This is a genomic window from Paenibacillus sp. OK076 (genome assembly GCF_900110055.1).
Lineage (GTDB): Bacteria > Bacillota > Bacilli > Paenibacillales > Paenibacillaceae > Paenibacillus.
The window spans coordinates 36,032-54,144 of record NZ_FOCH01000010.1 but is presented as its reverse complement, the minus strand read 5'-3'; the positions used below and the strand labels follow the sequence as shown (position 1 = coordinate 54,144).

General features: G+C 45.5%; 33 protein-coding genes. All 33 read right to left on the bottom strand.

Features of this window, described 5'->3' with window-relative positions; translation table 11 throughout:
• Positions 1–161 precede the first annotated feature (161 nt).
• The 33 genes from truA to tuf all read right to left on the bottom strand — a co-directional run bounded on the left by truA (position 162) and on the right by tuf (position 18,047).
• Positions 162–935 carry a tRNA pseudouridine(38-40) synthase TruA gene (gene truA, locus BMY78_RS31520; protein ID WP_090905293.1) on the bottom strand — a complete coding sequence of 258 codons (774 nt, stop codon included), beginning with the start codon at positions 933–935 and terminating at the stop codon, positions 162–164.
• Between the two features lie 159 nt (positions 936–1,094).
• Positions 1,095–1,460: a 50S ribosomal protein L17 gene (gene rplQ / locus BMY78_RS31515; RefSeq protein WP_017692102.1), complete on the bottom strand. Its 366-nt coding sequence runs from the start codon at positions 1,458–1,460 to the stop codon at positions 1,095–1,097.
• A 34-nt stretch (positions 1,461–1,494) separates the two neighbouring features.
• Positions 1,495–2,439, bottom strand: a complete 945-nt coding sequence (locus BMY78_RS31510) for a DNA-directed RNA polymerase subunit alpha (protein ID WP_024633566.1) — start codon at positions 2,437–2,439, stop codon at positions 1,495–1,497.
• Between the two features lie 136 nt (positions 2,440–2,575).
• Positions 2,576–2,971, bottom strand: coding sequence for a 30S ribosomal protein S11 (gene rpsK, locus BMY78_RS31505; RefSeq protein WP_017692100.1), 396 nt, complete (start codon positions 2,969–2,971; stop codon positions 2,576–2,578).
• Between the two features lie 19 nt (positions 2,972–2,990).
• Positions 2,991–3,359, bottom strand: a complete 369-nt coding sequence (rpsM, locus tag BMY78_RS31500; protein WP_062329455.1) for a 30S ribosomal protein S13 — start codon at positions 3,357–3,359, stop codon at positions 2,991–2,993.
• A 20-nt stretch (positions 3,360–3,379) separates the two neighbouring features.
• Positions 3,380–3,493: a 50S ribosomal protein L36 gene (rpmJ, locus tag BMY78_RS31495; RefSeq protein ID WP_003333770.1), complete on the bottom strand. Its 114-nt coding sequence runs from the start codon at positions 3,491–3,493 to the stop codon at positions 3,380–3,382.
• Between the two features lie 152 nt (positions 3,494–3,645).
• A complete protein-coding gene (gene infA, locus BMY78_RS31490; protein WP_017692098.1) occupies positions 3,646–3,861 on the bottom strand; it encodes a translation initiation factor IF-1 in 216 nt (71 codons plus the stop codon).
• 3 nt (positions 3,862–3,864) lie between these two features.
• Complete coding sequence (locus BMY78_RS31485) at positions 3,865–4,173, bottom strand: KOW domain-containing RNA-binding protein (protein WP_090905291.1); 309 nt, start codon at positions 4,171–4,173, stop codon at positions 3,865–3,867.
• A 10-nt stretch (positions 4,174–4,183) separates the two neighbouring features.
• Positions 4,184–4,936 (bottom strand): type I methionyl aminopeptidase, encoded by a 753-nt coding sequence (gene map, locus BMY78_RS31480; protein ID WP_024633569.1) that lies wholly within the window; start codon positions 4,934–4,936, stop codon positions 4,184–4,186.
• Between the two features lie 4 nt (positions 4,937–4,940).
• A complete protein-coding gene (locus BMY78_RS31475) occupies positions 4,941–5,585 on the bottom strand; it encodes an adenylate kinase (RefSeq protein WP_024633570.1) in 645 nt (214 codons plus the stop codon).
• A 90-nt stretch (positions 5,586–5,675) separates the two neighbouring features.
• Positions 5,676–6,974: a preprotein translocase subunit SecY gene (secY, locus tag BMY78_RS31470; RefSeq protein WP_062329461.1), complete on the bottom strand. Its 1,299-nt coding sequence runs from the start codon at positions 6,972–6,974 to the stop codon at positions 5,676–5,678.
• Positions 6,974–7,414 (bottom strand): 50S ribosomal protein L15, encoded by a 441-nt coding sequence (rplO, locus tag BMY78_RS31465; RefSeq protein WP_062836188.1) that lies wholly within the window; start codon positions 7,412–7,414, stop codon positions 6,974–6,976. The genes secY and rplO overlap by 1 nt, the downstream gene beginning before the upstream one ends.
• 43 nt (positions 7,415–7,457) lie before the next feature.
• The gene (gene rpmD / locus BMY78_RS31460) at positions 7,458–7,643 is read right to left on the bottom strand and encodes a 50S ribosomal protein L30 (RefSeq protein WP_017692092.1); all 186 of its coding nucleotides are present in this window, start codon (positions 7,641–7,643) and stop codon (positions 7,458–7,460) included.
• Positions 7,644–7,655: 12 nt separating this feature from the next.
• Entirely contained in the window at positions 7,656–8,153 is a 498-nt protein-coding gene (rpsE, locus tag BMY78_RS31455) for a 30S ribosomal protein S5 (protein ID WP_017692091.1), read from the bottom strand.
• 27 nt (positions 8,154–8,180) lie between these two features.
• Positions 8,181–8,549, bottom strand: a complete 369-nt coding sequence (gene rplR, locus BMY78_RS31450; protein ID WP_062329465.1) for a 50S ribosomal protein L18 — start codon at positions 8,547–8,549, stop codon at positions 8,181–8,183.
• Positions 8,550–8,666: 117 nt separating this feature from the next.
• The gene (gene rplF, locus BMY78_RS31445) at positions 8,667–9,209 is read right to left on the bottom strand and encodes a 50S ribosomal protein L6 (protein WP_024633576.1); all 543 of its coding nucleotides are present in this window, start codon (positions 9,207–9,209) and stop codon (positions 8,667–8,669) included.
• A 30-nt stretch (positions 9,210–9,239) separates the two neighbouring features.
• A complete protein-coding gene (rpsH, locus tag BMY78_RS31440) occupies positions 9,240–9,638 on the bottom strand; it encodes a 30S ribosomal protein S8 (RefSeq protein WP_017692088.1) in 399 nt (132 codons plus the stop codon).
• A 32-nt stretch (positions 9,639–9,670) separates the two neighbouring features.
• Positions 9,671–9,856: a type Z 30S ribosomal protein S14 gene (locus BMY78_RS31435; protein ID WP_013312154.1), complete on the bottom strand. Its 186-nt coding sequence runs from the start codon at positions 9,854–9,856 to the stop codon at positions 9,671–9,673.
• Between the two features lie 73 nt (positions 9,857–9,929).
• Positions 9,930–10,472 (bottom strand): 50S ribosomal protein L5, encoded by a 543-nt coding sequence (rplE, locus tag BMY78_RS31430; protein ID WP_062329467.1) that lies wholly within the window; start codon positions 10,470–10,472, stop codon positions 9,930–9,932.
• Between the two features lie 32 nt (positions 10,473–10,504).
• Positions 10,505–10,858 carry a 50S ribosomal protein L24 gene (rplX, locus tag BMY78_RS31425; RefSeq protein ID WP_024633578.1) on the bottom strand — a complete coding sequence of 118 codons (354 nt, stop codon included), beginning with the start codon at positions 10,856–10,858 and terminating at the stop codon, positions 10,505–10,507.
• 39 nt (positions 10,859–10,897) lie between these two features.
• Positions 10,898–11,266 carry a 50S ribosomal protein L14 gene (gene rplN, locus BMY78_RS31420; RefSeq protein ID WP_090905289.1) on the bottom strand — a complete coding sequence of 123 codons (369 nt, stop codon included), beginning with the start codon at positions 11,264–11,266 and terminating at the stop codon, positions 10,898–10,900.
• Between the two features lie 35 nt (positions 11,267–11,301).
• Positions 11,302–11,568, bottom strand: a complete 267-nt coding sequence (gene rpsQ, locus BMY78_RS31415; protein ID WP_024633580.1) for a 30S ribosomal protein S17 — start codon at positions 11,566–11,568, stop codon at positions 11,302–11,304.
• A 48-nt stretch (positions 11,569–11,616) separates the two neighbouring features.
• On the bottom strand, positions 11,617–11,814 hold the full coding sequence (gene rpmC / locus BMY78_RS31410; RefSeq protein ID WP_017692083.1) for a 50S ribosomal protein L29: 198 nt from the start codon (positions 11,812–11,814) through the stop codon (positions 11,617–11,619).
• Positions 11,804–12,238 carry a 50S ribosomal protein L16 gene (gene rplP, locus BMY78_RS31405; protein ID WP_076292170.1) on the bottom strand — a complete coding sequence of 145 codons (435 nt, stop codon included), beginning with the start codon at positions 12,236–12,238 and terminating at the stop codon, positions 11,804–11,806. The genes rpmC and rplP overlap by 11 nt, the downstream gene beginning before the upstream one ends.
• A 2-nt stretch (positions 12,239–12,240) precedes the next feature.
• A complete protein-coding gene (gene rpsC / locus BMY78_RS31400) occupies positions 12,241–12,906 on the bottom strand; it encodes a 30S ribosomal protein S3 (protein ID WP_024633582.1) in 666 nt (221 codons plus the stop codon).
• Between the two features lie 15 nt (positions 12,907–12,921).
• Positions 12,922–13,254, bottom strand: coding sequence for a 50S ribosomal protein L22 (gene rplV / locus BMY78_RS31395; RefSeq protein ID WP_024633583.1), 333 nt, complete (start codon positions 13,252–13,254; stop codon positions 12,922–12,924).
• A gap of 35 nt (positions 13,255–13,289) precedes the next feature.
• Positions 13,290–13,568 (bottom strand): 30S ribosomal protein S19, encoded by a 279-nt coding sequence (gene rpsS, locus BMY78_RS31390; protein WP_024633584.1) that lies wholly within the window; start codon positions 13,566–13,568, stop codon positions 13,290–13,292.
• A 71-nt stretch (positions 13,569–13,639) separates the two neighbouring features.
• Positions 13,640–14,470: a 50S ribosomal protein L2 gene (gene rplB / locus BMY78_RS31385; protein WP_076292169.1), complete on the bottom strand. Its 831-nt coding sequence runs from the start codon at positions 14,468–14,470 to the stop codon at positions 13,640–13,642.
• Positions 14,471–14,501: 31 nt separating this feature from the next.
• Positions 14,502–14,792 (bottom strand): 50S ribosomal protein L23, encoded by a 291-nt coding sequence (gene rplW / locus BMY78_RS31380; RefSeq protein WP_024633586.1) that lies wholly within the window; start codon positions 14,790–14,792, stop codon positions 14,502–14,504.
• Entirely contained in the window at positions 14,792–15,415 is a 624-nt protein-coding gene (gene rplD, locus BMY78_RS31375) for a 50S ribosomal protein L4 (protein ID WP_062329471.1), read from the bottom strand. Before rplD ends, rplW begins: the two co-directional genes overlap by 1 nt.
• A gap of 25 nt (positions 15,416–15,440) precedes the next feature.
• Positions 15,441–16,064 (bottom strand): 50S ribosomal protein L3, encoded by a 624-nt coding sequence (gene rplC / locus BMY78_RS31370; RefSeq protein WP_090905287.1) that lies wholly within the window; start codon positions 16,062–16,064, stop codon positions 15,441–15,443.
• Between the two features lie 45 nt (positions 16,065–16,109).
• Entirely contained in the window at positions 16,110–16,418 is a 309-nt protein-coding gene (gene rpsJ / locus BMY78_RS31365; protein ID WP_017692074.1) for a 30S ribosomal protein S10, read from the bottom strand.
• Between the two features lie 438 nt (positions 16,419–16,856).
• The gene (gene tuf, locus BMY78_RS31360; protein ID WP_076292167.1) at positions 16,857–18,047 is read right to left on the bottom strand and encodes an elongation factor Tu; all 1,191 of its coding nucleotides are present in this window, start codon (positions 18,045–18,047) and stop codon (positions 16,857–16,859) included.
• Between the last annotated feature and the right edge of the window lie 66 nt (positions 18,048–18,113).

The window sequence follows — 18,113 nt, the reverse complement described above, 5'->3', positions numbered from 1 at the left end:
TCTTCATTCATTAAGTGATAACTTTAGGTGTTGATGGATAGTTCTTTCATTGTGACCCTCTTAATTGGGGCTGTGGGAAAGCCATTAAGAAAACACAACTTTTATATTACATGATAGGAGCTTAAATCGCAAGTGTTAATTAAGCATTTCACTTCGCAAATTTAATCTTTTTTGTATTCAAGGTCCCAGAGCATTAAACCGCAGCTAACCGCAGTAGGTCCTGCAGCAGAACGATTACAAGCAGCAATCATATTCGGTACGTCAGAGGCTTTCCGTTTGCCCTCTCCGACCTCCAGCAGTGTACCTACAATGATACGAACCATATGCTGCAAAAAGCCGTTACCACTCACATAGATGTGAATGACACCCTGATCGCGCGGATGGTCCCTACACATAGAACGGTCCACTTCTATCCATGCTTCGTATACCGAACGTACATGATTGTCTTTCTGAGACTTGCGTGAAGCAAAGGAGGTGAAATCATACGTACCAATAAAATGACGTAACCCCTCCTGCATTGCCGCAATGTCCAGCTTGGCATGGTGATGATATTGCAGCCTCCGATTAAACACGTCCGGGAATTGATTCGCATTGACGGTATACCGATACGTTTTCTTTTTCGCAGCATAGCGAGAATGAAATTCGTTTGGTACTTCAACCGCATCAATAACGATAATATCGGATGGCAATCTGGAGTTGAGCGCCATACACCATCGTTCAATCGGGATCTGGGATTCCGTAGGAAAATTGAAGATCTGTCTGCGTGCGTGAACGCCTGCATCCGTTCTGCCTGAACCCGTAATTTTAACCTTCTCACCGGTTAAAGCACGAATGGCATCTTCAAGATGGTCCTGAATGGTATTCCCTCCCGGCTGAACCTGAAAGCCGTAATAGGCAGTGCCATCATAAGTTAACGTCATACACAAGTTGCGCATCAATACCACACCTTTGTTCCATACTATACATGTGCCTATCCCGAACAGCAAAAGAAGCCCCTTTCGGAGCTTCTATTACAGCACGAAATCCGAAATGAAGAGAAAAAAAGGGTTAAACCAGAATCAACGATTCTGTCCCCTTTCCTCATCTCATCTGTTCTACGCGCGGTCAACCAGTTCCAAGTAAACCATAGGCGCAGCGTCACCACGACGAGGTCCCAGTTTCAGGATACGAGTGTACCCACCTGGACGCTCAGCGTAACGACCGGACAATTCGCTAAACAGTTTTTGGATTGCATCTTGCTCACCATCGATTGTTTCGCGGCGAACATAAGCTGCCACTTGGCGACGGGCATGAAGATCTCCCTTTTTCGCTTTAGTGATCAGTTTTTCAGCAATAGAGCGAACCTCTTTTGCTTTCGCTTCAGTTGTCTGAATGCGTTCGTATAAGAACAGGTCGGTTACCAGGTCACGGAACAAAGCTTTACGTGCGCTGGAATTACGGCCCAACTTTTGGTATGCCATTGTTTTCCCTCCTTCACTTCAAGCACTCGGCTGTCTATTCTTCTGTACGGAGTCCCAAACCAAGTTCCTCAAGCTTCTCTTGAACTTCTTCCAAAGACTTGCGTCCGAGGTTACGGACTTTCATCATGTCTTCTTCTGTTTTCGTAGTCAGCTCTTGCACGGTATTAATACCGGCACGTTTGAGGCAGTTGTAAGAACGAACAGAGAGATCCAGCTCTTCGATCGTCATTTCGAGTACTTTTTCTTTTTTGTCTTCTTCTTTTTCGACCATAATCTCTGCATCTTTCGCTTCGTCTGTAAGACCCACGAAGAGCATCAGATGCTCGGTCAAAATTTTAGCGCCAAGGCTTACAGCCTCTTCAGGACGAATACTTCCGTCAGTCCAAACTTCCAACGTGAGCTTGTCATAGTTGGTTACTTGGCCGACACGCGTATTTTCCACAGCGTAGTTTACGCGGCTGATCGGGGTGAAGATGGAATCGACTGGGATGACGCCGATCGGCTGGTCATCGCGTTTATTCCGATCTGCCTGGACGTAGCCGCGACCGCGATTGGCAAAAATACGCATGTGAAGTCTCGAACCTGGTCCGAGCGTAGCAATGTGCAAATCCGGGTTAAGAATTTCCACATCGGAGTCAGCACGGATATCTCCAGCCGTAATTGCTCCTTCGCCTTCAGCATCAATCTCGAGCACTTTCTCCTCGTCCGAGTGAATTTTGAGCGACAAAGCTTTCAGGTTAAGGATGATCTCCGTAACATCTTCCATAACGCCAGGAACTGTAGCAAATTCATGCAGAACGCCATCGATTTGAACCGAAGACACTGCCGCACCCGGCAGTGACGAGAGCAAGATGCGACGAAGCGAGTTTCCAAGCGTCGTACCGTATCCGCGCTCTAGCGGTTCTACTACGAATTTCCCATAGGTGCCATCATCGTTGACGTCTACCGTCTCAATTTTCGGCTTTTCGATTTCAATCACTGCAATACCCCTCCTTCAAAACGTCGGTCCTCTATGAAACATTTACCTTCTCTTGCGAAAACATGTAGTAGTATGCCTAAACAACCATTATTAGCAGATTGTGGCGGAAATATACCACACGCAGGGGCAAATCTCATTAGACACGACGACGTTTTGGAGGACGGCATCCGTTATGCGGGACTGGAGTTACGTCTTTGATCAGGTTAACTTCAAGACCAGCAGCTTGCAAAGAGCGGATCGCTGCTTCACGGCCTGCGCCCGGTCCTTTAACCATAACCTCAACGGCTTTCATCCCATGTTCCATTGCAGCTTTGGCAGCAGTCTCAGCAGCCATTTGTGCAGCAAACGGAGTCGATTTACGGGAACCTCTGAATCCGAGGCCGCCGGAGCTTGCCCACGAAATTGCGTTTCCGTGAGGGTCCGTAATGGTAACGATAGTGTTATTGAATGTGGAGCGGATATGTGCCACGCCAGATTCAATATTTTTACGGTCACGACGTTTAGTACGTACGACTTTTTTCGGTTTAGCCATTTTCTCTTATCCCCCCTTATTATTTCTTCTTGTTCGCTACAGTACGACGAGGACCTTTACGAGTACGAGCATTCGTTTTCGTACGTTGTCCACGAACAGGCAGACCACGACGATGACGAACTCCACGGTAACAACCGATCTCCGTCAAACGTTTAATATTCAAAGAGATTTCACGACGCAGGTCACCTTCTACTTTGACCTCTTTGTCGATACTTTCACGCAATTTGCTGACTTCATCTTCCGTCAAATCACGAACACGAGTGTCCGGATTGATGCCTGTTGTGCTCAGAATTTTCTGGGAAGTCGTTTTACCGATTCCGAAAATATAAGTCAAGGCGATCTCAACGCGCTTATCACGTGGCAAATCCACACCAGCTATACGTGCCATTTTACGCTACACCCCCTTCTTTAACCTTGTTTTTGTTTGTGTTTCGGATTTTCACAGATAACCATAACATTCCCTTTGCGGCGAATGACTTTGCATTTTTCGCAAATCGGCTTGACCGAAGGTCTTACCTTCATGTGAATTACCTCCTCAAAGTTTTGCTTAGCAAAACTCTCTTCGTAAGCATTGACCTTGTTCTACTAATATAGAACCGGCTTCGAAGCTTTCGCAAGTTTTGCCGGGCAAAACCCGCTTCATAAGCTTCACAGTTCATTGCAACTGTCTACTACTATTTACGGTAAGTTATACGACCTTTTGTCAAATCATAAGGTGATAACTGAACAACCACTTTGTCTCCAGTCAGGATACGGATAAAGTGCATCCGCAACTTGCCAGAAACGTGAGCGAGAATTTGATGACCGTTCTCAAGCTCAACCTTGAACGTTGCATTCGGTAGCGGCTCGAGAACCGTACCTTCCACTTCAATGACATCTTCCTTGGCCATTAGTCAGTCTCCTTTCTCTTCAGCTTGAATGTTGGTGGATTCCAGAAACGAATGAACCGCATAGCGGAGCTTTCCGTTTGTCACCCGACCACTCTCGTTTAAACTGTTTACGACCTCTCTGCTAATCATCGGTTGGAGTTCAAGATGAAGAATATTCTTCTTCTTGGGTTGATCAAACTTACGTTTGTCTCCATCCGCAATATATACGAACCTGCTGTCCGCTATAGCAACAATTACTGCGGCTTGGTCCGCATTGCGGCCTTTACGGATCTTCACAAGTTGACCGAGCTGCGGATTAGACTGATTGTTCATGCCTTATCACCTACGCATTCAGTTTTGTGAAAATTTCCATGCCTTCTGGTGTAACTGCTACGGTGTGTTCAAAGTGGGCGCATAACGATCCATCAACAGTGACGACAGTCCAGTTATCTTCCAACGTTTTCACATACCGTCTGCCTGCGTTAACCATCGGCTCTATGGCCAGCACCATGCCCGCTTTAAGCCGTGGTCCCCGATCAGGAAGACCATAGTTCGGAATCTGTGGTTCTTCGTGCAGATCCGCTCCTATGCCGTGACCGACATATTCACGTACTACCGAGAACCCTTCATCTTCAATATATTTCTGAATCGCATGAGATATTGTAAACAAGCGAACGTCCGGTTTAACCAGCGCCAGACCTGCGTATAACGAAGCCTCGGTAACGTCCAGAAGACGACGGGCTTCTTCGGAAATACGGCCGACTGGATATGTCCAGGCGGAATCTCCGTGATAACCCTGGTACTGCGCGCCAATGTCAAACGTAACGATATCGCCCTCGTTCAACTTTCGTTTGCCGGGAAATCCATGCACCAACTCTTCATTCACTGAAGCGCACACACTGGCAGGGAAACCGTTATAACCTTTGAAAGACGGCACAGCTCCTTGACTGCGGATGTATTGATCGGCCATATGGTCAAGTTCTCCAGTCGTAATACCGGGAGCGATATGCTCTGCCAAGAGACGATGCGTTTCCGCAACAATTCTCCCCGCTTCCCTCATCAAGCCCAGTTCCGTTTCGGACTTACCAATGATCATTCAATTAACCTCGCAGCAGGGACACGATTTCATGAGAAACTTGATCGATATCCTGCTCTCCGTCCATTTGACGAAGAAGGCCTTTGTTCTCATAAAATGTGAGGAGTGGTGCTGTTTTGTTGATATATTCGTCGAGACGTGTGCCTACGCTCTCTTCATTATCATCAGAGCGTTGGTACAAGTCACCGCCGCATTTATCACAAATACCTTCCTGCTTAGGCGGATTGAATACGACATGATAGGTGGCGCCACAGTTCTTACAAATGCGACGACCCGTCAGACGGGCGAGCAATTTGTTGCGGTCCACTTTCAGGTTGATTACATGATCGAGACCTGAGTTCAGTCGATCCAGAATACCATCGAGCGCTTCTGCTTGAGACAGGGTTCTTGGAAAACCATCCAAGAGGAATCCTTCTCTGCAATCAGGCTGCTGCAAACGTTCTTCAACGATGCCGATCGTTACATCATCTGGTACTAGCAATCCTTGATCCATATATTCCTTGGCTTTCAGGCCAATGGGAGTTCCCTGCTTAATCGCGAGACGAAATGCATCGCCTGTTGAAATATGGGGAATACCGAACTCTTTCACAATGACGTCTGCTTGCGTTCCTTTTCCTGCCCCCGGAGGGCCCATGAATAGGATGTTCACGTTATGTCACTCCCTCCAAGACTACCCTACATCAACAAACAGCACAATAGGTGCCGGCAAGTAAATCTTAACTTGACCGGTACCTATTGCCTATTTATTGATAAAACCTTTGTAGTGGCGTTTGATCAATTGGCTTTCGATTTGCTTCATCGTATCCAGCGCAACACCGATAACGATCAGGAGAGACGTTCCTCCAATTTGCGCAGATTGAGGCAAACCAGAAAGTGCCCCCAAGATTACAGGCAGAACGGAAATTACTGCCAAGAAGATGGCACCTGCCGTTGTCAAACGAGTCATGACACGGGTCAGATATTTCTCGGTTGCTTTACCCGGACGAATGCCTGGGATGTAACCGCCGTTCTTTTTCATGTTGTCAGCCATCTGCTGTGGATTCATCTGTACAAAAGTATAGAAGAATGTGAATCCGAAAATCATCACTACATACAGTAACATACCCAGAGGTTTATGAGTAGTGAGATTGGCTCCGATCCACTGTGCCCATGCACGATCAGCCCAGAAGTTGGCGATGATCGATGGGAACATCAACAGAGATGAAGCAAAGATGACAGGGATAACACCTGCTGCATTAATCTTCAGCGGGATATGTGTGTTCTGTCCACCGTACATTTTGTTACCTACGACGCGTTTAGCGTACTGTACAGGAATTTTCCGAATCGCCTGCTGAATGTAAATGACACCTATGATAATCAGTACAATAACAATTGCAACGATTACCCCTTTAAGAATGTTCATGAACAGTTGATCAGCTTGGATGAAGTCAGATTCGATTGTTTGTTTGATAATGTTAGGCACCGTTGATAGGATACCCGCAAAGATCAAAATCGAAATCCCGTTTCCTATGCCCTTCTCGGTGATCTGCTCACCAAGCCACATTAGGAATGAAGTACCGGCCGTAAGTACAATCGCGATCAAGATATAATCTGCAAATGTTGCATTAGGCACCATTTCTGTATTGTACAAGCGGTTGAATCCGATCGACGTACCAAACGCTTGAATCAATGCCAGACCTACCGTTAAATAACGGGTCAGTTGTGCAGATTTTTTCTTACCTTGTTCCCCCTGCTTAGCCCACTCCGCTAATTTTGGAATAACGTCCATGGAAAGCAGCTGCACTATGATAGACGCAGTGATGTAAGGCACGATCCCGAGCGCAAATATCGAGAACTGAAAGAGCGCTCCACCCGAGAACGTATTGAGAAGTCCAAAAACTTCTTTACCCGCAGAATTTGTCGCTTCGAACACATCTTTGTTAACTCCCGGTACGGGGACAAAGGAGCCGATGCGGTAAATGATCAGTACAAAAAGGGTAAATAATACCCTTTTGCGCAGATCTTCAACCCGCCAGATATTCTTTAGGGTCTTGAACATTAAATCACCTCAGTTGTACCGCCGGCAGCTTCAATTTTCTCAATAGCAGATTGAGAAAACTTGTTAGCTTTAACAGTCAGCTTCACAGTGACATCACCGTTACCCAGGATTTTGATTCCGGATTTAGCGTTTTTAACTACGCCGTTCGTCATCAAGAATTCTGGAGTTACTTCAGTACCCGCAGCAAAACTGTTCAGGTCTTCAGTATTCACAACTGCATATTCTTTGCGAGTTGGGTTTACAAAACCACGTTTTGGCAAGCGACGATACAATGGATTTTGTCCACCTTCGAAGCCTGGACGTACTCCACCGCCAGAACGAGCGTTTTGTCCTTTGTGACCGCGACCTGATGTTTTACCTGTACCACTACTTGGACCGCGACCAAGACGTTTACGTTCTTTGCGGGATCCAGGAGATGGTGAAAGCTCATGTAACTTCATCGTTCGTTGCACCTCCTTAAAGATTTGTGGGATTAACCCTTTTTTAAGCTTCTACTTCTTTAACAGCGACCAAGTGGCTTACTTTGTTAATCATACCACGAATGGCAGGATTGTCGTTTTGAACCACTTTACTGTTGATTTTGCGCAAGCCCAATGTTTTCACAGTTGTTCTTTGCGTCTCCGGACGTCCGATCAAGCTGCGGACGAGGGTAATTTCTAATTTAGCCATGAGATTCCCTCCTTAACCCAGAAGCTCTTCGACGGATTTGCCGCGCAGTTTTGCCACGTCTTCAGCACGCTTCAAACGGGACAAACCTTCCAAAGTCGCATTGACCATGTTCATGGAATTCGAAGAACCCAGAGATTTTGTCAAAATGTCACCTACACCAGCAAGTTCGAGAACCGCACGTACAGGACCACCAGCGATAACACCAGTACCTTCAGATGCTGGTTTCAACAGAACGCGTCCTGCGCCGAACTTACCTGTTACCAAGTGAGGAATCGAAGTTCCTACGAGTGGAACGTGTACAAGGTTTTTCTTAGCGTCTTCAATACCTTTGCGAATTGCATCAGGTACTTCGCCCGCTTTACCGATACCAGCTCCAACCCAGCCGTTGCCGTCGCCGACTACAACCAGTGCGCTAAAGCTGAAACGGCGTCCGCCTTTTACTACTTTAGCTACGCGATTAATATTTACAACTCTTTCAGTCAGTTCCAAAGTATTCGGATCTACACGCAAGTCGTTAACCTCCTTTTGAAAAATATCTTAAAACTCAAGTCCTGCTTCACGAGCCGCTGCAGCCAATGCTGCGATACGACCATGGTACAGATAACCGCTACGGTCAAATACGATGTTAGAAACGCCTTTGTCTTTTGCACGTTTAGCAACGAGTTCGCCAACTTTACGAGCAGATTCAACAGATGCGCCGTTTTTGATGTCGCCGCTCAATTCTTTGTCTACAGTAGACGCGGAAGCAATCGTAACACCAGCTACATCATCGATGATTTGAGCATACATATGTTTACCAGAACGGAATACGTTCAAACGAGGACGTGCTGCCGTTCCTTGGATTTTCTTACGAACACGCAGGTGTCTTTTCAGACGAGCCTTGTTTTTATCTTGTTTCGTAATCATCTCAGGGATTCACTCCTTTCAGGTTACCTCGCTGGCTTCAAACCGGAAGCCACGGGGTATATTAGAAACACAAGAAGCAAGCAAGCCGAAAACCGCGCAAAGGCGGTAAGAAAAATCTTATTTCTTCTTACCGGCTTTACCTTCCTTACGGATGATACGCTCGCCTTCATATTTGATACCTTTACCTTTGTACGGCTCAGGTTCACGAACGGAACGGATTTTAGCAGCGTAAGCACCTACACGCTCTTTATCGATTCCGCGAACGATGATTTTCGTATTCGAAGGAACTTCGAATTCGATTCCCGCTTCCGGTGTAATTTCAACCGGGTGAGAGTACCCAACGTTCAGAACGATTTTATCTCCGGATTTGCTTGCACGATATCCGACCCCAACCAGCTCCAGAGATTTTGCGAATCCTTCAGTAACACCACTCACCATGTTGTTTACAACGCTACGCGTTGTGCCGTGCAAAGAACGGTGAGTTTTGTTATCGGAAGGACGCACAACTGTAATTTCGTTGTTTTCAACTGTAACCTTCATGTCTTTATGAAGTTCACGAGTCAAAGATCCTTTTGGTCCTTTTACCGTAATAACGGTGTTGTCCAGTGTGATGTCCACACCACTTGGTACTGTAATTGGTTTGCGACCAATACGAGACATATGTTGCACCTCCTATCTTGTGACGTTATATTACCAAACGTAGCAGACGACTTCTCCGCCGGATTTTGATTGACGAGCTTCTTTGTCCGTCATGATACCTTTGGATGTCGAGATAATAGCGATACCCAGACCACCAAGTACACGAGGTACTTCGTTGCTTTTCGTGTAAACACGAAGACCAGGTTTACTGATTCTTTTCAGACCAGTAATAACACGCTCGTTATTTTGACCGTATTTCAGGAAAACACGGATAATCCCTTGTTTGTTATCATCGATAACTTCAGCGTCACGGATAAAACCTTCACGCTTCAAGATGTCGGCGATTTGTTTTTTCATTGTCGAAGCAGGCATTTCTACCGTTTCGTGACGAACTGTGTTCGCGTTACGAATACGAGTAAGCATATCTGCAATTGGATCAGACATAGTCATTGTGAGTTAACCTCCTTCCCGTTCAGGACTTTTTACCAGCTTGCTTTTTTCACGCCAGGGATCTGGCCTTTATAAGCTAATTCACGGAAGCAAATTCTGCAAATTTTGAACTTCTGCAGTACCGAATGTGGACGTCCGCAACGCTCACAGCGTGTATAAGCACGTACTTTAAACTTTGGTGTACGTTGTTGTTTAACTTTCATCGAAGTTTTTGCCACTTAGCCTGACACCTCCTAAATAATTTCGGAGAAAAGGGAGTCTTTCCAGACACCCGGAAACGTTATAGCAACATTATTTTACGAAAGGCATTCCGAGTTGCGTGAGCAATTCACGGGATTCTTCGTCTGTTTTCGCCGTTGTTACGATGACAATATCCATACCGCGGACTTTGTCTACTTTATCATACTCGATCTCTGGGAAGATCAATTGTTCTTTCAGACCCAGTGTGTAGTTACCACGTCCGTCGAAAGCTTTGCTCGATACACCGCGGAAGTCGCGGACACGAGGAAGCGTAACGTTGAACAGTTTATCGAGGAAGAAGTACATGCGCTCGCCGCGCAATGTTACTTTCACACCGATAGGCATGTTCTCACGCAGTTTGAAACCTGCGATAGATTTTTTAGCACGAGTGATTACAGGTTTTTGACCTGCGATCAGTTGCAAATCGTTTACTGCGGAATCCAACACTTTAGAGTTTTGAACTGCATCGCCCACACCCATGTTGATAACGATTTTCTCGATTTTCGGCACTTGCATTACCGTTGTATAGTTGAACTTCTGCATCAAAGCAGGAGCAATTTCGTTAAGGTAACGTTCTTTCATTCTTGCTGCCATGAATCATAGACCTCCTTTCTCATTCGGTTCAATTAGTCGATAATTTCTCCGGAACGTTTTGCAACGCGCACTTTCTTTCCGTTATCCAACACTTTGTAACCTACACGGGTTACTTTTCCGCTCTTCGGATCGATGTGCATTACGTTGGAAACGTGAATCGGAGCTTCCTTCTCGATAATGCCGCCTTGCGGATTTTGCTGGTTAGGCTTCTGGTGTTTTTTAATCATGTTAACACCTTCCACAAGGACGCGGTTCTCACGAGGATAAGCAGCGATGACACGGCCTTTTTTACCTTTGTCTTTACCGCTGATCACCATAACTGTATCTTCTTTTTTAACATGAAGTTTATTGTTATGGGATTCCAGAACTTTTTTCACTCTTGGCATTTCGTACACCTCCTGTTTCTAACATCACGAGATTAAGCTTTAGATAACTTCTGGGGCCAAGGAAACGATTTTCATGAAGTCTTTCTCGCGGAGTTCACGAGCAACAGGTCCGAAAATACGTGTTCCACGTGGGCTTCTGTCGTCTTTTACAACAACCGCTGCATTTTCATCAAAACCGATGTAGGAACCGTCTTTACGACGTACAGAACGTTTCGTACGAACGACAACCGCTCTAACTACATCACCTTTTTTGACAACGCCGCCTGGTGTTGCTTGTTTTACCGAACAAACGATCAGATCACCGATTTGAGCTGTACGACGTCCCGTACCGCCGAGTACGCGGATACACATCAGTTCCTTCGCACCGGAGTTGTCGGCCACAGCCAAACGTGTAAATGGTTGAATCATTTAGTATTCCTCCTTTCAGCTATGCTGCTGATGCATTAGATGATAATCGCTTTTTCTACGACTTCAGTAAGTCTCCAGCGTTTATCTTTCGAAAGCGGACGAGTCTCCATGATTTTCACCGTGTCACCGATTTTCGCAGTGTTTTCTTCGTCATGCGCTTTGAATTTTTTAGTAACCTTGATACGTTTATGGTACAAGTCGTGTTTTTTGTAAGTTTCTACAGCAACAACGATCGTTTTATCCATTTTATCACTGACTACTTTACCTGTTTGCACTTTACGTGCGTTACGTTCTTCGCTCATTGTTGGCCTCCTTCCTGATTACGGACGGATTAGACATCCGATCCCTAATTAACCGATTCCCAATTCTCTTTCACGGATAATGGTTTTAGCACGAGCTATTTCTTTCCGCACATCACGGATTCGAGTCGGGTTATCCAGCTGACCGGTAGCGAGTTGAAAGCGGAGGTTAAAGAGTTCTTCTTTAAATCCGGCAATCTTTTGCTCGATTTCAGCAGAGGTTAGGTTGCGAAATTCACTAGCTTTCATTTGCTTCACCACCCAATTCTTCACGTTTCACAAACTTCGTTTTGATTGGCAGTTTGTGAGCGGCAAGACGCATTGCTTCGCGAGCAATATCCTCCGGTACACCAGCAAGTTCAAACATGATCTTACCTGGTTTCACAACTGCAACCCATTTTTCTACGTTACCTTTACCGCTACCCATCCGAACCTCGAGAGGCTTTTGAGTGATTGGTTTGTCTGGGAAGATTTTAATCCAAACTTTACCACCACGTTTGATGTAACGAGTCATCGCAATACGAGCCGCTTCGATTTGACGGTTCGTAATCCAAGCCGGTTCCGTAGCTTGCAGACCGTATTCGCCAAAGTTCAGCGTAGTTCCGCCTTTAGCTTGGCCCTTCATATGTCCGCGTTGTTGCTTACGGTGTTTTACACGTTTTGGTACCAACATGATTAGTTGCCTCCTTCCTTAGCAGCTTGTTTCTTAGCCGTAGGAAGAACCTCTCCACGATAGATCCATACTTTTACGCCGATACGGCCGTAAGTAGTATGAGCCTCTGCTGTACCGTAGTCGATGTCGGCACGAAGCGTGTGCAGTGGAACAGTTCCTTCGCTGTAGCCTTCCGAACGAGCAATCTCAGCACCGCCAAGACGTCCGCCCACTTGAGTTTTAATACCTTTTGCACCAGAGCGCATTGTTCTTTGAATAGCTTGTTTCAGAGCACGACGGAAAGAAACACGACGTTCCAATTGTTGTGCGATGCTTTCAGCTACCAGGATTGCGTCCAGGTCTTGGTTCTTAATTTCAGAAATGTTGATGTGTACTTTTTTACCGCCTGCGATTTTCGTAATTTGATTACGCAGATTTTCAACTTCCGAACCACCCTTACCGATAACCATACCTGGTTTCGCAGTGTGAATCGTTACGTTTACGCGGTTAGCCGCTCTCTCGATTTCAACACGAGACATAGCGGAGTCTTTCAATTTATTTTTCAGGAATTCACGAATTTTCACGTCTTCCATCAAAAGATCGCCGAAGTCTTTACCTGCATACCACTTAGATTCCCAGTCACGGATAATTCCGACACGGAGTCCGACTGGATTTACCTTTTGGCCCACACATTTCCCCTCCTTCTACTTTTCAGATACCACCAAAGTGATGTGGCTAGTACGTTTGTTAATACGACTTGCACGTCCCATTGCACGAGGGCGGAAACGTTTCATTGTCGGTCCTTGGTTCACGTAAGCTTGCGAAATGACCAAGTTATTAACATCCAAAGAATAGTTATGTTCCGCATTTGCAATCGCGGAGTTAAGCAACTTCTCAACAATCGGAGAAGCGGATTTCGGAGTGTGACGGAGAATGGCAACCGCCTCACCAACTTGCTTGCCGCGAATCAAGTCAACAACGAGTTGAACTTTACGAGGAGCAATCCGGATAAACTTAGCATGTGCTTTTGCTTCCATTGTGTAACCTCCTCTCAAACATTAAAGATGTTCATTTATCTTCTTGTTTTCTTATCATCATCAGTATGGCCTTTGTACGTACGGGTTGGAGCGAACTCACCCAATTTGTGTCCGACCATGTCCTCAGTTACGTATACTGGTACGTGTTTACGACCGTCATATACGCCAAATGTGTGTCCGATGAATTGCGGGAAAATTGTAGAACGACGGGACCAGGTTTTAATAACAAGCTTTTTACCGGATGCTTCCATCTCTTCTACCTTTTTCAGCATGTAGCCATCAATGAATGGCCCTTTTTTCAAACTGCGACCCATGTGGAGATCCTCCCTTCAAACGTAGCTATTATGCATCCGCAGATGCCTCACGAAGTTATGCACAGTGTGTATTACTTCGTGCGGCGGCGAATGATGTATTTATCAGAAGCTTTATTTTTCTTACGCGTTTTGTAACCAAGAGTAGGTTTACCCCATGGTGACATTGGCGATTTACGTCCGATTGGAGCACGACCTTCACCACCACCGTGTGGGTGATCGTTAGGGTTCATTACTACACCACGAACTTCAGGACGTTGTCCCAACCAACGGCTACGACCGGCTTTACCGATTTTGATGAGCTCGTGGTCTTGGTTACCAACAGATCCGATTGTTGCGCGGCAAACTTTCAGAATACGACGAACTTCTCCGGAAGAGAGACGAACGGATACGTATTTTTCTTCTTTACCAAGCAATTGAGCTTCTGTACCAGCAGCACGAACCAATTGTCCGCCTTTACCTGGTTTCAACTCGATGTTGTGGATAACGGTACCTACTGGAATGTTTTCAAGTGGCAGTGCGTTACCGATTTTGATGTCTGCGTCAGGACCGGAGAATACTTGATCGCCAACTTTCAGACCTTTAGGAGCGATAATGTAACGTTTCTCACCATCAGCGTAGTGAATCAAAGCGATGTTGGATGTACGGTTCGGGTCATACTCAATCGTAGCAACGCGGCCCGGTATTCCATCTTTAGTACGTTTGAAGTCAATGATACGGTATTTACGTTTGTGTCCACCACCGTGGTGACGAACTGTAATTTTACCTTGGTTGTTGCGGCCTGCTTGTTTGCTCAACGGGGCCAACAACGATTTCTCCGGCTTATCTGTGGTGATTTCCTCAAATGTAGAAACGGACATGTTCCGTCTTGCCGGGGATGTTGGTTTATACTTTTTGATTGGCACTAAGTTTCCCTCCTTACTTCAAAAATTTCAATTATACAGTTTCAAAGAACTCAAGCGTTTTGCTGTCTTGTGTCAGCGTTACAAACGCTTTTTTCCATTCGCTTGTATATCCGGAATAACGTCCGTACCGTTTAGGCTTAGCTGGAACACGCAGAGTGTTCACGTTTTTCACTTTTACGTTGAAAATAGCTTCTACGGCTTTTTTGATCTCGGTTTTGTTTGCACGGATATCGACTTCAAATACATATTTCAAGTCGTTCATCATGTCAGCAGTACGTTCCGTAATAATCGGACGTTTTACAATATCACGAGGATCCTTCATTACGCGAGCACCTCCTCTACCTTCTGAACTGCTTCTTTCGTAATGATCAATTTGTCGTGCGAAAGCACGTCAAGAACATTAATGCCGTCAGCAGCTACGAATTTCACGCCAGGAATATTCCGTGCGGAAAGAGCCACATTATCATCATAGCTAGGAGCTACGATCAAAGCTTTGCGTCCAACTTTCAAGTTGTTCAAGATGGCTGCAAATTCTTTTGTTTTAGGTGTGCTCAGCGTGAGAGCATCCAGAACGATAATGTCATTGTCGATCACTTTGGATGAAAGAGCTGATTTGATCGCCAAACGGCGAACTTTCTTAGGCAGTTTGTATGCATAGCTCCGTGGTGTCGGACCAAATACGATACCGCCGCCTTTCCATTGTGGAGAACGAATCGAACCTTGGCGAGCGCGACCTGTACCTTTTTGTTTCCAAGGTTTACGTCCACCGCCACGTACTTCAGAACGTCCTTTTACTTTGTGGGTACCTTGACGAAGGGAAGCGCGTTGCATAAGAACTGCATCGTACAGAACGTGTTGGTTCGGCTCAATTCCGAAAACCGCATCGTTCAATTCAACTTCGCCTACTTGGCTACCATCTACATTGTAAACTGATACTTTTGGCATTTTGTGTTCCTCCTTTCTTCAGTGGTTATTTTTTCACCGTTTCTTTAACTTTTACAAGGCTGTTCTTCGGTCCAGGAATGGAACCTTTCACGAGCAACACGTTACGCTCAGCGTCTACTTTAACAACTTCAAGACGTTGGATTGTAACAGTCTCATGTCCCATGTGTCCTGGCAAGTGTTTGCCTTTAGGAACGCGGTTAGCTTGGATCGAACCCATCGAACCTGGGCCACGGTGATAACGAGAACCGTGTGACATAGGTCCAGTGCTTTGTCCCCAACGTTTGATTACGCCGGCAAAACCTTTACCTTTAGAAATACCTGTTACGTCAACGAACTCGCCTTCTGCGAAAATGTCAGCTTTCAATTCTTGGCCAACTTCATATTCCGCGATGTTAATGCCGCGAAGTTCACGAACGTAGCGCTTAGGTGCAGTATTCGCTTTTTTAGCGTGTCCTGCTTCTGGCTTGTTAGCATTTTTCTCTTTCTTATCGGAGTAACCGATTTGAACTGCTTCGTAGCCATCGTTCTCAAGATCTTTCTTCTGCAAAACAACACAAGGTCCTGCTTCGATAACCGTTACTGGAACGACGTTACCTTCAGGTGTAAATACTTGAGTCATTCCAAGTTTTTTTCCTAAGATACCTTTCATGTTGACACCTCTTTTCCTTCATAAATAATCTAATGTTGCTTTATATTACAATTTAATTTCGATATCTACACCGGACGGCAGATCCAAGCGCATCAAGGCATCCACAGTTTGTGGAGTCGGGTTAACGATATCGATCAAACGCTTATGAGTGCGTTGTTCGAATTGTTCCCGAGAATCCTTGTACTTGTGCACCGCACGAAGAATAGTAATGATTTGTTTTTCAGTTGGAAGCGGAATCGGACCGGATACACCAGCACCCGAACGTTTTGCAGTTTCAACAATTTTCTCCGCGGATTGATCAAGAATTCTGTGGTCGTAAGCTTTCAAACGAATACGAATTTTTTGCTTTGCCATTTTAGTCCCTCCTTCTATCGCCCAATTTGGTATCGGACATACTCCGTGAAAATTTTCTAGCCACTCTCCCATGGCAAAGGGGCCGGGTGTGCCAGTAACCTCTCACATCATCGCAACGTCACAGAACAACATTCATTATTATATAGAAAAGATGGGCGTATTGCAAGCATATTTAAGAAAAACATTTAAACTAATCTTTTCGAGTGAAATGACTTCGTTTAATATGTTGTTTTCCTACTCTATACTAGCTGCCTTAGCCAATCTTTCTTTACAATTCCGAATGATCTTCAAACCTTGTGACGCAGGTTCCGAATCATTTACATAATAAAAGAGTTCTCTATCCGATGTCGGATAAAGAACTCTTCCGAAGCTTCGTTACAGTACAATGTTACTCGTTCCAGTACACTGTTGCATATGCTTACTCAGCGATAAGCTGAATTATTTTTGAATAGTTGCTACGGAACCTGCACCTACTGTACGGCCACCTTCACGAATGGAGAACTTAGTTCCTTCTTCAATCGCGATTGGGGAGATCAGTTGAACAGTAACCGTGATGTTGTCACCAGGCATTACCATTTCAGTACCTTCTGGCAAGTTGATGATACCAGTTACGTCAGTTGTACGGAAGTAGAACTGTGGACGGTATCCAGTGAAGAAAGGCTTGTGACGGCCACCCTCTTCTTTAGTCAAAACGTAGATTTGTGCAGAGAATTCTGTGTGTGGTTTAACAGAACCCGGTTTTGCCAATACTTGTCCACGCTCGATTTGAGTACGGTCAACACCACGCAGCAATGCGCCGATGTTGTCACCCGCTTGAGCGGAATCCAGCAATTTACGGAACATTTCAACGCCCGTAACTACGGATTTTTTAGTTTCTTCAGTAATACCAACGATTTCGATCTCTTCGCCGACTTTAACAGTACCACGCTCTACACGACCTGTAGCAACAGTACCACGACCAGTGATGGAGAATACGTCCTCGACAGGCATCAAGAAAGGTTTGTCAGTTTGACGCTCAGGCAGTGGGATGTACGTATCGATTTCTTTGAACATCTCAACGATTTTTTGAGCCCACTCACCATCAGGGTTTTGCAGAGCTTCACGAGCGGATCCACGAGTGATTGGAGTATCATCACCTGGGAACTCATATTCGTTAAGAAGGTCGCGAACTTCCATCTCAACCAATTCCAACAACTCTTCGTCTTCAACCATGTCACATTTGTTCAAGAATACAACAATGTAAGGTACGCCTACTTGACGGGAGAGCAAGATGTGCTCACGAGTTTGTGGCATTGGGCCGTCAGCTGCGGATACTACCAAGATAGCTCCGTCCATTTGAGCCGCGCCAGTGATCATGTTTTTAACATAGTCGGCGTGACCTGGGCAGTCTACGTGAGCGTAGTGACGAGTGTCAGTTTCGTACTCAACGTGAGCTGTGGAGATTGTGATACCGCGCTCGCGCTCTTCTGGAGCTTTGTCGATTTGGTCGAATGCTACAGCAGCACCACCGTAAGTTTTAGACAATACAGTTGTGATTGCAGCAGTCAGAGTTGTTTTACCATGGTCGACGTGACCGATAGTACCAATGTTAACGTGGGGTTTATTACGTTCGTATTTAGCCTTTGCCATTTGAACGTGGCCTCCTTAAAATTATAATTTTATGTTTTCACTAAATGAAGTGCAAAGAATATATGA

Excerpts from the sequence above, each read along its gene's own strand:
- truA (WP_090905293.1), bottom strand. The coding sequence starts at position 935 with ATGCGCAACTTGTGTATGACGTTAACTTATGATGGCACTGCCTATTAC.
- rplQ (WP_017692102.1), bottom strand. The coding sequence starts at position 1,460 with ATGGCATACCAAAAGTTGGGCCGTAATTCCAGCGCACGTAAAGCTTTG.
- rpsK (WP_017692100.1), bottom strand. The coding sequence starts at position 2,971 with ATGGCTAAACCGAAAAAAGTCGTACGTACTAAACGTCGTGACCGTAAA.
- rpsM (WP_062329455.1), bottom strand. The coding sequence starts at position 3,359 with ATGGCACGTATAGCTGGTGTGGATTTGCCACGTGATAAGCGCGTTGAG.
- rpmJ (WP_003333770.1), bottom strand. The coding sequence starts at position 3,493 with ATGAAGGTAAGACCTTCGGTCAAGCCGATTTGCGAAAAATGCAAAGTC.
- infA (WP_017692098.1), bottom strand. The coding sequence starts at position 3,861 with ATGGCCAAGGAAGATGTCATTGAAGTGGAAGGTACGGTTCTCGAGCCG.
- BMY78_RS31485 (WP_090905291.1), bottom strand. The coding sequence starts at position 4,173 with ATGAACAATCAGTCTAATCCGCAGCTCGGTCAACTTGTGAAGATCCGT.
- map (WP_024633569.1), bottom strand. The coding sequence starts at position 4,936 with ATGATCATTGGTAAGTCCGAAACGGAACTGGGCTTGATGAGGGAAGCG.
- secY (WP_062329461.1), bottom strand. The coding sequence starts at position 6,974 with ATGTTCAAGACCCTAAAGAATATCTGGCGGGTTGAAGATCTGCGCAAA.
- rplO (WP_062836188.1), bottom strand. The coding sequence starts at position 7,414 with ATGAAGTTACATGAGCTTTCACCATCTCCTGGATCCCGCAAAGAACGT.
- rpmD (WP_017692092.1), bottom strand. The coding sequence starts at position 7,643 with ATGGCTAAATTAGAAATTACCCTCGTCCGCAGCTTGATCGGACGTCCG.
- rplR (WP_062329465.1), bottom strand. The coding sequence starts at position 8,549 with ATGATTACGAAACAAGATAAAAACAAGGCTCGTCTGAAAAGACACCTG.
- rplF (WP_024633576.1), bottom strand. The coding sequence starts at position 9,209 with ATGTCTCGTATTGGTCGCAAACCAATTACAGTACCAAGTGGTGTGGAC.
- rpsH (WP_017692088.1), bottom strand. The coding sequence starts at position 9,638 with ATGACTATGTCTGATCCAATTGCAGATATGCTTACTCGTATTCGTAAC.
- rplE (WP_062329467.1), bottom strand. The coding sequence starts at position 10,472 with ATGGCAGCAAGAATGAAAGAACGTTACCTTAACGAAATTGCTCCTGCT.
- rplX (WP_024633578.1), bottom strand. The coding sequence starts at position 10,858 with ATGCCAAGAGTGAAAAAAGTTCTGGAATCCCATAACAATAAACTTCAT.
- rplN (WP_090905289.1), bottom strand. The coding sequence starts at position 11,266 with ATGATTCAACCATTTACACGTTTGGCTGTGGCCGACAACTCCGGTGCG.
- rpsQ (WP_024633580.1), bottom strand. The coding sequence starts at position 11,568 with ATGAGCGAAGAACGTAACGCACGTAAAGTGCAAACAGGTAAAGTAGTC.
- rpmC (WP_017692083.1), bottom strand. The coding sequence starts at position 11,814 with ATGAAAGCTAGTGAATTTCGCAACCTAACCTCTGCTGAAATCGAGCAA.
- rplP (WP_076292170.1), bottom strand. The coding sequence starts at position 12,238 with ATGTTGGTACCAAAACGTGTAAAACACCGTAAGCAACAACGCGGACAT.
- rplV (WP_024633583.1), bottom strand. The coding sequence starts at position 13,254 with ATGGAAGCAAAAGCACATGCTAAGTTTATCCGGATTGCTCCTCGTAAA.
- rpsS (WP_024633584.1), bottom strand. The coding sequence starts at position 13,568 with ATGGGTCGCAGTTTGAAAAAAGGGCCATTCATTGATGGCTACATGCTG.
- rplW (WP_024633586.1), bottom strand. The coding sequence starts at position 14,792 with ATGAAGGATCCTCGTGATATTGTAAAACGTCCGATTATTACGGAACGT.
- rplD (WP_062329471.1), bottom strand. The coding sequence starts at position 15,415 with ATGCCAAAAGTATCAGTTTACAATGTAGATGGTAGCCAAGTAGGCGAA.
- rplC (WP_090905287.1), bottom strand. The coding sequence starts at position 16,064 with ATGAAAGGTATCTTAGGAAAAAAACTTGGAATGACTCAAGTATTTACA.
- rpsJ (WP_017692074.1), bottom strand. The coding sequence starts at position 16,418 with ATGGCAAAGCAAAAAATTCGTATTCGTTTGAAAGCTTACGACCACAGA.
- tuf (WP_076292167.1), bottom strand. The coding sequence starts at position 18,047 with ATGGCAAAGGCTAAATACGAACGTAATAAACCCCACGTTAACATTGGT.